The organism is Pseudomonas sp. TSO6 (genome assembly GCF_056098905.1).
Window position 1 is genome coordinate 20144 of record NZ_JBLZWV010000068.1, and the last position, 13282, is coordinate 33425.

The following is a 13282-nucleotide window of genomic DNA, read 5'->3' on the forward strand; positions in this document are numbered from 1 at the left end:
CGGCCCGGGGCCTTGAAGCAGGATGCTCAGCGGCGCTTGGCCATGGCATCGGTGAAACGATCGAACAGTGGCGCGACGTCGGTCGGGCCAGGGCTCGCTTCAGGGTGGCCCTGGAAGCTGAACGCGCTCTTGTCGGTGCGCTCGATACCCTGCAGGGTGCCGTCGAACAGCGACTTGTGGATGGCGCGAACGTTGCCCGGCAGGGTAGCTTCATCAACAGCAAAACCGTGGTTCTGGCTGGTGATCATGACCACACCGCTGTCCAGGTCCTGGACCGGGTGGTTGGCACCGTGGTGACCGTGGCCCATTTTCACGGTCTTGGCGCCGGAGGCCAGGGCCAGCAGCTGGTGGCCGAGGCAGATGCCGAATACCGGAATCTCGGTTTCGAGGATTTCCTTGATCGCCTGGATGGCGTAGTCGCACGGCTCAGGGTCACCAGGGCCGTTGGACAGGAACACGCCGTCCGGGTTGAGGGCCAGCACTTCGCTGGCCGGGGTCTGGGCCGGCACCACGGTCACGCGGCAGCCACGGGCAACCAGCATGCGCAGGATGTTCAGCTTGACGCCGTAGTCGAAGGCGACCACGTGGTAAGGCAGGTCGGCAGCTTCGATGGTCGGGTGGCTATCGGTTTTCAGCTCCCACACGCTGGAGCGCCACTCGTAGCGCTCTTTGGTGGAAACGACCTTGGCCAGGTCCATGCCCTTCAGGCCCGGGAAACCACGGGCAGCAGCGATGGCGGCTTCTTCGCTGATGTTGTCACCGGCGAGGATGCAACCGTTCTGGGCGCCCTTTTCACGCAGGATACGGGTCAGGCGACGGGTGTCGATGCCAGCGATGGCAACGACGTTGTTGGCCTTGAGGTATTCAGGCAGCGACTGGGTGTTACGCCAGTTGCTGGCCAGCAGCGGCAGGTCACGGATGACCAGGCCAGCGGACCAGACGCGGTTCGACTCGGCATCTTCCGGCGTAGTACCGGTGTTGCCGATGTGCGGGTAGGTCAGGGTAACGATTTGCTGCGCATAGGAAGGGTCTGTAAGGATTTCCTGGTAGCCGGTCATAGCGGTGTTGAATACCACCTCACCAACGGTCTGACCGTCGGCACCAATGGCTTCACCGCGAAAAATACTGCCGTCGGCAAGGGCGAGTATGGCTGGCTTTGTCAAGAAGACCTCCCGTAAATCAAGCATGAAAGGGCGATCGCAGGTTGCAAAAAAGCGGAGTGACGTATGGACACGTCACCCCGCTTTCATGTGCTGAATTCAATTCGCTGCGCGCTTTTAGTGGACACACTAAAGCTGTAGCTTACAGAAAAGTGCGTTTTCGGTCTACCGCATATGTGTCTCTAAAACACATCAATGCGACAGATTGACATCGGCGGTGGCTTCTTCGCGGGCTCGCCCGCCCCCACAGGACCACTGGAGGCCCCGAGACCGGCGCAATACCTGTGGGAGCGGGCAAGCCCGCGAAGAAGCCAACACCACTCGAACGGCTTAGCGCAGCTCGAGCACATCCTGCATGTCGTACAGGCCAGGCTCGCGCCCATCCAGCCACAGCGCCGCACGCACGGCGCCCTTGGCGAAGGTCATGCGGCTGGAGGCCTTGTGAGTGATTTCCAGACGCTCGCCTTCGGCAGCGAACAATACAGTGTGATCACCCACCACATCACCGGCACGCACAGTCGCGAAACCAATGGTCTTGCGATCACGCGCACCGGTCTGCCCTTCGCGGCCATACACGGCCACTTCCTGCAGGTCGCGGCCCAGCGCATTGGCAACCACTTCACCCATGCGCAGCGCAGTGCCCGACGGCGCATCGACCTTGTGCCGGTGGTGCGCCTCGATGATCTCGATATCAACATCATCACCCAGCACCCGCGCCGCCATATCCAGCAGCTTGAGGCTGAGGTTGACGCCGACACTGAAGTTGGCGGCAAACACGATTGGAATGTCCTTGCCCGCCTCGGCCAGCAGCTGCTTCTCTTCAACAGAGAAGCCCGTAGTACCGATGATCATCGCCTTGCCGTGCTTGCGGCAGAACGCCAGGTTCTTGAGGGTGACCGAAGGGTGCGTGAAATCGATCAGCACGTCGAACTCGTCGGCAACCTTGGCCAGGTCATCGGACAGCAGTACACCGATCCGGCCGAGGGCCGCCAACTCACCGGCGTCCGCCCCTACCAGCGAGCTGTCAGGGCGATCAATCGCCGCTGTCAGGCCGGCACCCGGGGTTTGCTGCACGGCCTCGATCAGGGTCTTGCCCATCCGCCCTGCCGCGCCCATCACTGCAATACGTCGCATAGCCTTTTCCTTGTCAGAGATCGCCGAAGAAGCGCTTCACGCCATCGAACCAGCCACTGGCCTTGGGCGAGTGGGAACTGTCACCTTCCAGCGAGTCACGCAGTTCTTCAAGCAGCTCACGCTGACGGCGGCTGAGGTTGACCGGGGTTTCCACCGCCACACGGCACAGCAGGTCGCCCGCACCACCACCGCGTACCGGCGCCACACCCTTGCCACGCAGGCGGAACTGCTTGCCAGTCTGGGTGCCTTCCGGAATCTTCAGCTTCACGCGTCCATCGAGGGTCGGCACTTCCAGCTCGCCACCCAGGGCAGCATCGGTGTAGCTGATGGGTACTTCGCAGTACAGGTGCTTGCCATCGCGCTGGAAGATCTCGTGCTCACGCACACTGATCACCACGTACAGGTCGCCAGTCGGGCCACCATGGGTACCGGCCTCGCCCTCGCCCGACAGGCGGATGCGGTCGCCGGTATCGACACCTGCCGGCACCTTGACCGACAACGTCTTGTATTCTTCGACACGGCCCTCGCCGTGGCACGAGCCGCACGGGTCGGTAATGATCTTGCCCTGGCCATGGCAGCGCGGGCAGGTTTGCTGCACCGAGAAGAAGCCTTGCTGCATGCGCACCTGGCCGATACCGCCACAGGTCGGGCAGGTGGACGGGGTCGAACCCTTCTTGGCGCCAGAACCATCGCAAGGCTGGCAATTGACCAAGGTAGGCACACGGATGCTGACCGTGGTGCCGCGCACCGCTTCTTCCAGGTTCAGCTCCAGGGTGTAGCGCAGGTCGCTACCGCGCTGGGCACCGCCACGTCCGCCGCCGCGGCCGCCGCCACCAAAGAAGTCGCTGAATACATCACCGAAGATGTCGGAGAAGTTGGCGCCACCGAAGCCGGCACCACCACCACCCATGCTCGGGTCGACACCCGCATGGCCGTACTGGTCGAACGCCGCGCGCTTGCTGGCATCAGACAGCACTTCGTAGGCCTCGTTGGCCTCCTTGAACATGTCTTCCGACTCTTTGTCACCCGGGTTGCGGTCCGGGTGGTACTTCATCGCCAGACGGCGGTAAGCCTTTTTGAGGTCAGCTTCACTGGCGCCGCGCTCGACACCCAGAACCTCATAGTAATCACGCTTGGACATAGGTCATTTGCACCTTGTTGGGCGTCTGGCATCTGCGCCGCGCCGTCAGCACCTACCTGCGCCACCCAAGGTGGCTGACAGATGCTGTAAAAATTCTCGAATTCCAGATACGCCAACGCGGGAGCAAGCCCCCGCGCGGCGACATCCTACCAGTTCACCGCCAAACGGCGGTGAACTGGCCGACAACATGCAACGATTACTTCTTGTCGTCGCCTTTTACTTCTTCGAACTCGGCGTCAACCACGTCATCGTGCTTGGCTTCCGGCTCGGCCTGCTGCGCGCCACCCTGAGGCTGTTCGGCCGACTGCTCGGCGTACATCTTCTGGGCAACCGGGGCAGAGACCTTGGACAGCTCTTCGACCTTGGCATCGATGGCAGCCTTGTCGTCGCCTTTGACGGCGGCTTCCAGGGCAACCACGGCCGCTTCGATGGCAGTCTTCTCTTCAGCGGTGACCTTGTCACCTGCGTCAGCGACCATCTTGCGGGTCGAGTGCACCAGCGCGTCACCCTGGTTACGGGCAGCGGCCAGCTCTTCGAACTTGCGGTCTTCCTCGGCGTTGGCCTCGGCGTCACGCACCATGCGCTCGATCTCTTCGTCCGACAGGCCGGAGTTGGCCTTGATCACGATCGACTGAGTCTTGCCAGTAGCCTTGTCTTTCGCGCCTACGTGCAGGATGCCGTTGGCGTCGATGTCGAAGGTTACTTCGATCTGTGGAACGCCACGTGGTGCTGGCGGAATGTCAGCCAGATCGAACTTGCCCAGCGATTTGTTCTGCGCGGCCTGCTTACGCTCACCTTGCAGCACGTGAATGGTCACGGCGCCCTGGTTATCGTCGGCAGTCGAGAACACCTGCGACTTCTTGGTCGGAATGGTGGTGTTCTTCTCGATCAGCGCAGTCATCACGCCGCCCATGGTTTCAATACCCAGGGTCAGCGGGCTGACGTCCAGCAGCAGCACGTCTTTCACGTCGCCGGCCAGAACAGCAGCCTGGATGGCGGCGCCCATGGCAACGGCTTCGTCCGGGTTGACGTCCTTGCGCGCTTCTTTACCGAAGAAATCGGCAACAGTTTTCTGCACCAGCGGCATACGGGTCTGGCCACCGACCAGGATCACGTCGTCGATCTTGCTGGCGTCGATGCCGGCATCTTTCAGGGCGATACGGCAAGGCTCGATGGTGCGCTTTACCAGCTCTTCAACCAGCGACTCCAGCTTGGCGCGGGAGATTTTCACGTTCAGGTGCTTAGGACCGGTGGCATCTGCAGTGATGTACGGCAGGTTGACGTCGGTCGACTGAGCAGACGACAGCTCGATCTTGGCCTTCTCGGCCGCTTCCTTCAGGCGCTGCATGGCCAGAGGGTCGCCCTTCAGGTTCATGCCGGACTCTTTCTTGAACTCTTCGACCAGGTAGTCGATCAGCAGCATGTCGAAGTCTTCGCCACCCAGGAAGGTGTCGCCGTTGGTAGCCAGTACTTCGAACTGGTGCTCACCGTCGACTTCGGCGATTTCGATGACCGATACGTCGAAGGTACCGCCACCCAGGTCATAAACGATGACAGTGTGGTCGCCCTTGGCCTTGTCCATGCCGTAGGCCAGCGCAGCAGCGGTCGGTTCGTTGATGATGCGCTTCACGTCCAGACCGGCGATGCGGCCGGCGTCTTTGGTCGCCTGACGCTGGCTGTCGTTGAAGTAGGCCGGAACGGTGATGACCGCTTCGGTAACTGGCTCGCCGAGGTAGTCTTCGGCAGTTTTCTTCATCTTTTTCAGCACTTCGGCGCTGATTTGCGGCGGTGCCATTTTCTGGCCGTTCACTTCAACCCAGGCGTCACCGTTGTCAGCCTTGGCGATTTTGTACGGAACCAGTTCGATGTCTTTCTGCACGACCGGCTCTTCAAAGCGGCGGCCGATCAGGCGTTTTACCGCGAACAGGGTGTTGTGCGGGTTGGTAACAGCCTGGCGCTTGGCCGACTGACCTACCAGGATTTCGCCATCGTTGGCGTAGGCCACGATCGAAGGGGTGGTACGCGCACCTTCGGCGTTTTCGATGACTTTGACGTTACCGTTTTCCAGGATGGAGACACACGAGTTGGTGGTCCCCAGGTCGATACCGATGATTTTGCCCATGTTAACTCTCCCGAAACTTGAATTTGGTAGCAGCGACTACTTTGGCCAACTGCGGTAATACTTGAAGGCTTGACACCTAGATGGGGTTGCCCCGACGGATTTCAAGCCTTTTCATTGATCGAGGGTTGCGCCGCGCTCGGCGCCTTGCTGACCACCACCATGGCGGGGCGCAGCAGACGGCCGTTCAGCAGGTAACCCTTCTGGAACACATTCAGCACGCTATTCGGCTCGACATCGGCGCTTTCCTGCATGGCCATCGCCTGGTGATGCTCAGGGTTGAACGGTTCACCGTGCGGATCGACGACTTCGAGGTTGTAGCGCTTGAGGGTGTCCTGGAACATCTTGAGGGTCAGTTTGACGCCTTCGCGGATGGCCTTGACCTGCTCATCTTCGTCATTGGAGTGCGCCAGGGCCAGTTCCAGGCTGTCGATCACCGGCAGCAAGTCGTTGGAGAACTTTTCCAGGGCGAACTTGTGGGCTTTCTCGACATCCTGCTCGGCACGACGGCGCACGTTCTGCACGTCGGCAACGGCGCGCAGCGCCTGGTCCTTGGCTGCGGCCAGCTGTTCCTCGAGCTCCAGAACACGGGTGTCAGCTGCAGTGCCTGCACCGGTTTCTTCCACGTTAAGGTCTTTCTCGTTCAGCTGTTCATCAGCCATGGGGTCTCTCCTGCGCAATTTTGTGGACTGCGAGCCAGGCTCGCCTGTGATGTCGGCTATATGGGGCCGGAAAAACCAGCTTCAAGGGGCAAGGTGGTTTTCCGGGTTGCAACAGAATCTGCCAAGGGGCATTGGCAGGCCTGAAAAAAGTACTGTATAAATAACCAGACCTGACTTTCGGGAGCCGCCCCTCATGCTGGTGCACCTGTCCATTCACAACTACGCCATCGTCGAGCACCTCGACCTCGAAATTGCCCGCGGCATGTCCGTCATCACGGGCGAGACCGGTGCCGGCAAATCGATCATGCTCGACGCCCTCGGCCTGGCCCTGGGCGACCGGGCCGACAGTGGCGTGGTGCGCCCTGGCACCGACAAGGCAGACATCCTCGCCACCTTCGACCTGGTAGACATCCCCGAGGCCCACGCCTGGCTGGCCGAACGCGACCTGGCCAACGATGGGCTGTGCATACTGCGTCGGGGCATCACCGCCGAAGGCCGTAGCCGCGGCTACATCAACGGCACGCCGTGCCCGCTGGGCGACCTCAAGGCGCTGGGCGAGCTGCTGATCGATATCCACAGCCAGCACGAACACCAGTCGCTGCTGAAAACCGACACCCACCGCCGCCTGCTCGACGAGTACGCCGGCGCCGTCGACCTGGCCCGCCAGGTGCATCTGGCGGCCAAACGCTGGAACCAGACCCGCCTGGAGCGCGAGCGGCTGTCCAATTCAGGTGACGAGCAGCGTGCCCGCCATCAGTTGCTCAGCTATCAACTGGAAGAGCTGGACAACCTGGGCCTGGGTGAAAACGAACTAGAGCAGTTGGAGCAGGAACACAAGAACCTGACCAGCGCCGAAGCGCTGTTCGGCATCTGCCGCCAGGTGATCGACCAGTGCAGCGAAAGCGATTCGGGCAACGTGCTTAGCGCCCTCACCACCAGCCTCAACCGGCTGGGCGCTGCCACCCACTCGCCCAAGGCCCTGGGCGAGGCCGCCAACCTGATTGCCAGCGCGCAGATCCAGGTAGAAGAAGCCGTGGGCGAGCTCAACCGCTTCCTCGACAACTTCGACGCCGACCCGATGCGCCTGCAGGCTTTGGAAGAACGCCTGGACACCATCTATACGTTGGCGCGCAAACACCGGGTGCACCCCACCGAACTGCCCCACCTGCAGCAACAATTGATGGAAGAAATCGAAGGCCTGAACGCCAGTGACGAGTCGATCGAGCGGCTGGGCGAAGAACTGGCTGCTTTCGCACAGCATTATAAAGAGCGGGCCCGTGAACTCAGCGCCCTGCGCCAGCAAGCCGCCCAGCAACTGGCGGGCGCCGTCGAGCAGGAAATCCAGCGCCTGGGCATGCCCGGCGGGCGCTTCCGCATCGAGCTGACGCCCACCGAGGGCGCAGACCTGTCACCGCATGGCCTGGAGCAGATCGAACTGCTGGTCAGCGCCAACCCCGGCCAACCGCTCAAGGGCCTGGCCAAGGTAGCTTCGGGTGGCGAACTGTCACGTATCAGCCTGGCGATCCAGGTGATTACCGCGCAGACATCGCGCATTCCTACCCTGGTGTTCGACGAAGTCGATGTGGGTATCGGCGGCCCTACTGCCGAAATTGTCGGCCAGTTGTTGCGCCGCCTGGGCGAGCGCGGCCAGGTGCTGACCGTGACTCACCTGCCACAGGTTGCGGCGCAAGGGCATCACCACCTGTTTGTGCACAAGGTGCGCAACAGCGACACCACCCACACCGCCGTGGCCAGCCTGGGCAAGCGTGAGCGGGTAGAAGAAGTGGCGCGGATGCTCGGCGGCATTGATCTGACCAAGGAGTCCTTGGCGCATGCGCGCAAGATGGTGGTTTCTGGCAAGGCTTGATGTTATCTGGACTGGCCCTATCGCCGGCAAGCCAGCTCCCACAGGGTGATCACAGGACCTGAAATATGTGCTGTACCTGTGGGAGCTGGCTTGCCGGCGATAGGGCCAGTGCAGGCAACGCAATTAATCTGCCCGAAGCAGAAAGCACAAAGGCGACCCGAAGGTCGCCTTTGTCATTCATAACGATAAAAAATCGTTACTTCTTCTTACGCACATACAGGACCAGATTGTGGTCCACCAGCTCGAAGCCATGCTCGGCTACGATTTCGCGCTGGCGCTTCTCGATTTCGGCATCCATGAATTCGATAACTTCACTGGTATCCACGTTCACCATATGGTCGTGGTGACCGCCATCGGCCAGCTCGAACACTGCGTGGCCGCCGTCGAAGTTGTGGCGAACCACCAGACCCGCTGCTTCGAACTGGGTCAGTACGCGATAGACGGTGGCCAGGCCTACGTCCTCGCCTGCTTCCATCAGTGCCTTGTAAACATCCTCGGCACTCATGTGACGCTGCTCGGTGGAATCGAGCATCTGAAGGATCTTGACTCGAGGCAGGGTCACCTTGAGACCGGCTTTGCGTAATTCGCTATTTTCAACCATGGTCAGCTTTCTCGCCGATGCTGCTTCGCAGCTTCTCTTAATACGGGTATGATCGGGGTTTACGTTGTCCAGCCAAGATAGTGGAAGTCGCCCACCGATGCAAAACACCAAGCTCTTGCTAACCAGCCTCACCCTAGTGGGACTGCTCGCACTCGCCGGTTGCTCGTTTCCCGGGGTTTACAAAATCGACATCCAGCAGGGCAATGTCGTCACGCAGGACATGATAGACCAATTACGCCCGGGAATGACCCGCCGGCAAGTAAGGTTTATCATGGGCAACCCGCTGATTCAGGATACCTTCCACACCAACCGTTGGGATTACCTGTACAGCCTGCAGCCTGGTGGTGGTAAACGCCAGCAAGAGCGCATGAGCATCTTCTTCAACGAGAGCGACCAACTGGTCAGCTTGTCGGGCGACTTCATGCCAGGCGTGAGCCGCGACCAGGAAATCCTGGGGGGCAGCAGCGACACCACAGTCAGCCCGGCCACCGAGCCAGGCCAGACAGCGCAGCCAGCAGCTCAGCCTGAAGAAAAACCAGCCAAGCCAGGCTCGGTGGAAGAATCCATCCAGCGCGAAATCGACACCATCGAGACCACCCCGGTCCCGACGCCGGCTCCGCTGGAAACCCGCTAAGCGGGAACAGCAGTCGCAAAAAAGCCCGGACCTGGTCCGGGCTTTTTGTTTGCGCCTTATCCGTCAGGCATGCAATTGCTTGGCACGCTGGCAGAACGCATCGACCAGCGTGTTGGCCGCCTGATTGAACAGCGGGCCCAGCGTGGCACGCACAATCGGCCCGGCATAATCGAAGGACAGGTCCAGGCTGATCTTGCAGGCCTTTTCACCCAGTGGCTTGAACACCCACACGCCATGCAGCTGCGTGAACGGCCCTTCCTCAAGGTTCATCTCGATAGACTGGCCCGGCACCAGCACGTTACGCGTGACGAAGTACTGGCTCATGCCGCCCTTGGCCACCTCGAGCTTGGCGTGCATGTGCGTGTCGCTGGCGTCGATCACCGTCGAGGCCGAGCACCACGGCAGAAACTCTGGGTAGCTGGCCACATCGTTGACCAGATCATAGAGCGCCTGGGCGGGGTATGGCAGCAGGGCGGAGCGTTGAATATGGGTAGTCATCCAGGCGTCACTTCCAAGGCTGGGTGGCGGCGCTTCGCAGCGTGCCGAAAACAGGTTCTGTGCGTATGACAGGGTTGGTATTGTCCGGTATTCATTCCGGTGGCTCAAGCACACCGAAATCCCATAGCGGACGACGCGCGGACTTGCCTATAATGCCGCCCCTATGGCTAAGCAAAAAAAACATCCGACCGGGACCATCGCGCAAAATAAAAAAGCGCGACACGATTACTTCATCGAACACAAGTTCGAGGCCGGGCTGGTCCTGTCCGGCTGGGAAGTAAAAAGCCTGCGAGCTGGCAAGGCGCACCTCGTTGACAGTTACGTGCTGCTCAAGGACGGTGAGGCCTGGCTGTTCGGCAGCCACATCACCCCGCTGACCACCGCCAGCACCCACGTCATCGCCGACCCTATCCGCACCCGCAAGCTGCTGCTGAACAAGCGCGAGCTCGAGCGGCTGGAAGCGGCTGTAGCGCAAAAGGGCTACACCTGCGTGGCGTTGTCGCTGTACTGGAGCAAGCACCTGATCAAGTGCGAAATTGCACTGGGCAAGGGCAAGAAGGAATTCGACAAGCGCGACACCGTGCGCGAACGCGATTCCAACCGCGAGCTGCAGCGGGTTGTGCGGAACAAGGGCAAGGAAGACTAATCGGTCTTTAGCCTGTTCCGGCCTCTTCGCGGGCACGCCCGCCCCCACAGGTATCAGGCCAGGTTCAAGCCCGGCGCCCATCCTGTGGGAGCGGGCGTGCCCGCGAATAATCCAGCACCGATCTCAGCGCCCGCTGCGCCGCTCTGCCCGCGCCACCCGCTGCGCCTCTTCGTGTGCCTCTTGCAGCACCTCCTGCACATACAGAATGTGCCGGCTGGACACCTCCCGCGCATCCTCCGCCCTGCCCTCGACAATCGCCAGGTACAGCTCCCGGTGCTGACTGATCAGCATGTCCCGGGTTTCGGTGCGTTGCTGGTACATGCCACCAATATTGGTCACAACGTTGCGCTTGAGCAGGTCGAACAAACCACGAATGGTGTGCAGCAGCACCGCGTTATGGCTGGCCTCGGCAATCGCCAGGTGGAAACGCGCATCGGCCACACCCTCCTCCGCCCGAGTGACTTCATCGACCCGGGTGTAGCAGTCCTGCAACGCATCGAAGGCCGCCTTCAGGCGTGCCCGGTCCGGCTCGGTGGCACGCTGGGCGGCGTAATAGGCACACGACGCCTCCAGGGTATGGCGAAATTCAAGCAGGTCGCGCTGCGCCTCGGCACTGTGCTCGAGCAACTGCAGCAGCGGGTCGCTAAACGTAGAACCCAGTGACTCTGCAACAAAGTTGCCCCCACCCTGGCGGCTGACCAGCAGCCCCTTGGCCACCAGTTTCTGGATCGCCTCACGCAGTGACGGGCGGGACACGCCGAACTGCTCGGCGAGGGCGCGCTCGGCCGGCAGCCGCTGCCCTGAGGTCAGCGTGCCTTCCAGAATCATCCCTTCCAACCGATCGACAATGTCGTCGGACAGGCGCCGTTGGCGGACCTGATCAAAAACCATCACATGCTCTCCACAAACCCCCGGCAGATTTCAGGGGGCGCCTATTCTCGCCGATCCAGGCCGCGCAAACACCCATCAAGCCGCGATTTTGCCAGCGCATCAGGCGCCCGCTCATCGGCACGCGACCAAAGTTTTGCACAGGACAAATTGACACACCCACGACAGCGCTTTTAACCTAGCGACCAGCCATTGTAAATTGGTCTTACCAATTATCCAATGCCAGTGCTGACCAACAACAATTAGGGGCCACCCCATATGCAAACCTGGCAACAACTCTATAGCCCGCTTGGTAGTCTTGGCCTGTCCGCACTGGCGGCAGTCATCCCTATCGTGTTCTTCTTCCTTGCCCTCGCCGTGTTCCGCCTGAAAGGCCACGTAGCGGGCAGCATCACCCTCGCGCTGTCGATCCTGGTGGCGATCTTTGCCTTCCAGATGCCTGTCGACATGGCCCTCGCTGCCGCGGGTTATGGGTTCCTCTACGGCCTCTGGCCGATTGCCTGGATCATCGTTGCCGCGGTGTTCCTGTACAAACTTACGGTCAAAAGCGGCCAGTTCGAAGTGATCCGCAGCTCGGTGCTGTCGATTACCGACGACCAGCGCCTGCAAGTGCTGCTGATCGGCTTCTGCTTCGGTGCCTTCCTGGAAGGCGCGGCGGGCTTCGGCGCCCCCGTGGCAATCACTGCCGCACTGCTGGTGGGCCTGGGCTTCAACCCGCTGTACGCCGCCGGCCTGTGCCTGATCGCCAACACCGCACCCGTGGCCTTCGGCGCCCTGGGCATCCCGATCATCGTGGCCGGCCAGGTCACCGGCATCGACGCCTTCCACATCGGCGCCATGACCGGCCGCCAGCTGCCGCTGCTGTCGTTGTTCGTGCCGTTCTGGCTGGTGTTCATGATGGACGGCCTGCGCGGCGTGAAAGAAACCTGGCCTGCCGCCCTGGTCGCAGGCCTGAGCTTCGCCGTCACCCAGTACTTCACTTCGAACTTCATCGGCCCTGAGCTGCCCGACATCACCTCGGCGCTGGCCAGCCTGATCTGCCTTACCCTGTTCCTGAAAGTCTGGCAGCCAAAGCGTTCGTTCAGCGAAGCCAAAGGCAGCGTCGGCGCAGCCGTTGTGCAGCCAAGTGGCAGCCAGCCTAGCCCTTACAGCTTTGGTGAAATCTTCAAGGCCTGGTCGCCGTTCCTGATCCTGACCGTACTGGTCACCATCTGGACCCTGAAGCCGTTCAAGGCAGCGTTCGCCCCGGGCGGTGCGATGTACAACTTCGTGTTCAACTTCGCCATCCCGCACCTCGACCAGTTGGTGATCAAGACCGCACCGATCGTAGCCGCGCCAACCGCCATGCCAGCGGTGTTCAAGCTCGACCCGATCTCTGCCACCGGCACCGCAATCTTCCTCTCGGCGCTGATCTCCATGGCAGTGCTGAAGATCAACTTCAAAACTGGTCTGACCACTTTCAAGGAGACCTTCTGGGAGCTTCGCTGGCCCATCCTGTCGATCGGCATGGTGCTGGCCTTCGCCTTCGTCACCAACTACTCGGGCATGTCCTCGACCATGGCCCTGGTACTGGCCGGCACCGGCGCCGCGTTCCCGTTCTTCTCGCCGTTCCTTGGCTGGCTGGGCGTGTTCCTGACCGGCTCGGACACCTCGTCCAACGCCCTGTTCAGCTCGCTGCAGGCCACTACCGCACACCAGATCGGCGTCAACGACACCCTGCTGGTAGCAGCCAACACCAGTGGCGGCGTGACCGGCAAGATGATCTCGCCACAGTCCATCGCCGTGGCCTGCGCCGCCACCGGCCTGGTGGGCAAGGAATCCGACCTGTTCCGCTTCACCGTCAAGCACAGCCTGTTCTTTGCCACCATCGTCGGCCTGATCACCTTGGTGCAGGCTTACTGGCTGACCGGCATGCTGGTTCATCACTAAAGT

12 protein-coding genes are annotated in these 13282 nt (G+C 61.3%); 4 read left to right on the forward strand and 8 right to left on the reverse strand.

What is annotated here, in order from left to right; translation table 11 throughout:
• Positions 1–26 precede the first annotated feature (26 nt).
• The 5 genes from carA to grpE all read right to left on the reverse strand — a co-directional run bounded on the left by carA (position 27) and on the right by grpE (position 6216).
• On the reverse strand, positions 27–1163 hold the full coding sequence (carA, locus tag ACN6NG_RS26220) for a glutamine-hydrolyzing carbamoyl-phosphate synthase small subunit (protein WP_016501647.1): 1137 nt from the start codon (positions 1161–1163) through the stop codon (positions 27–29).
• Positions 1164–1490: 327 nt separating this feature from the next.
• Entirely contained in the window at positions 1491–2294 is an 804-nt protein-coding gene (gene dapB / locus ACN6NG_RS26225) for a 4-hydroxy-tetrahydrodipicolinate reductase (protein WP_016501648.1), read from the reverse strand.
• Between the two features lie 13 nt (positions 2295–2307).
• Positions 2308–3435 (reverse strand): molecular chaperone DnaJ, encoded by a 1128-nt coding sequence (gene dnaJ, locus ACN6NG_RS26230; RefSeq protein ID WP_063422834.1) that lies wholly within the window; start codon positions 3433–3435, stop codon positions 2308–2310.
• Between the two features lie 196 nt (positions 3436–3631).
• Positions 3632–5557 (reverse strand): molecular chaperone DnaK, encoded by a 1926-nt coding sequence (gene dnaK, locus ACN6NG_RS26235; RefSeq protein WP_063422833.1) that lies wholly within the window; start codon positions 5555–5557, stop codon positions 3632–3634.
• A gap of 101 nt (positions 5558–5658) precedes the next feature.
• Positions 5659–6216, reverse strand: coding sequence for a nucleotide exchange factor GrpE (gene grpE, locus ACN6NG_RS26240; RefSeq protein ID WP_063422832.1), 558 nt, complete (start codon positions 6214–6216; stop codon positions 5659–5661).
• Positions 6217–6409: 193 nt separating this feature from the next.
• On the opposite strand from grpE, the gene recN reads away from it, so the two are divergent.
• Complete coding sequence (gene recN, locus ACN6NG_RS26245) at positions 6410–8083, forward strand: DNA repair protein RecN (RefSeq protein WP_474316938.1); 1674 nt, start codon at positions 6410–6412, stop codon at positions 8081–8083.
• 196 nt (positions 8084–8279) lie between these two features.
• Here recN and fur read toward each other — a convergent pair whose 3' ends face one another.
• On the reverse strand, positions 8280–8684 hold the full coding sequence (gene fur, locus ACN6NG_RS26250; protein ID WP_003249922.1) for a ferric iron uptake transcriptional regulator: 405 nt from the start codon (positions 8682–8684) through the stop codon (positions 8280–8282).
• Positions 8685–8781: 97 nt separating this feature from the next.
• On the opposite strand from fur, the gene ACN6NG_RS26255 reads away from it, so the two are divergent.
• Positions 8782–9318: an outer membrane protein assembly factor BamE gene (locus tag ACN6NG_RS26255; protein ID WP_016501653.1), complete on the forward strand. Its 537-nt coding sequence runs from the start codon at positions 8782–8784 to the stop codon at positions 9316–9318.
• A 63-nt stretch (positions 9319–9381) separates the two neighbouring features.
• Here the strand turns inward: ACN6NG_RS26255 and ACN6NG_RS26260 are convergent, their stop codons facing one another.
• Positions 9382–9816: a type II toxin-antitoxin system RatA family toxin gene (locus tag ACN6NG_RS26260; RefSeq protein ID WP_016501654.1), complete on the reverse strand. Its 435-nt coding sequence runs from the start codon at positions 9814–9816 to the stop codon at positions 9382–9384.
• Positions 9817–9979: 163 nt separating this feature from the next.
• Here ACN6NG_RS26260 and smpB point away from each other — a divergent pair, with 163 nt between their 5' ends.
• Positions 9980–10462, forward strand: coding sequence for an SsrA-binding protein SmpB (gene smpB / locus ACN6NG_RS26265; RefSeq protein ID WP_016489183.1), 483 nt, complete (start codon positions 9980–9982; stop codon positions 10460–10462).
• 123 nt (positions 10463–10585) lie between these two features.
• On the opposite strand, the gene ACN6NG_RS26270 is transcribed toward smpB, so the two are convergent.
• The gene (locus tag ACN6NG_RS26270) at positions 10586–11353 is read right to left on the reverse strand and encodes an FCD domain-containing protein (protein WP_016501656.1); all 768 of its coding nucleotides are present in this window, start codon (positions 11351–11353) and stop codon (positions 10586–10588) included.
• 255 nt (positions 11354–11608) lie between these two features.
• Here ACN6NG_RS26270 and ACN6NG_RS26275 point away from each other — a divergent pair, with 255 nt between their 5' ends.
• Entirely contained in the window at positions 11609–13279 is a 1671-nt protein-coding gene (locus ACN6NG_RS26275; RefSeq protein WP_016489185.1) for a lactate permease LctP family transporter, read from the forward strand.
• Positions 13280–13282: the final 3 nt, after the last annotated feature.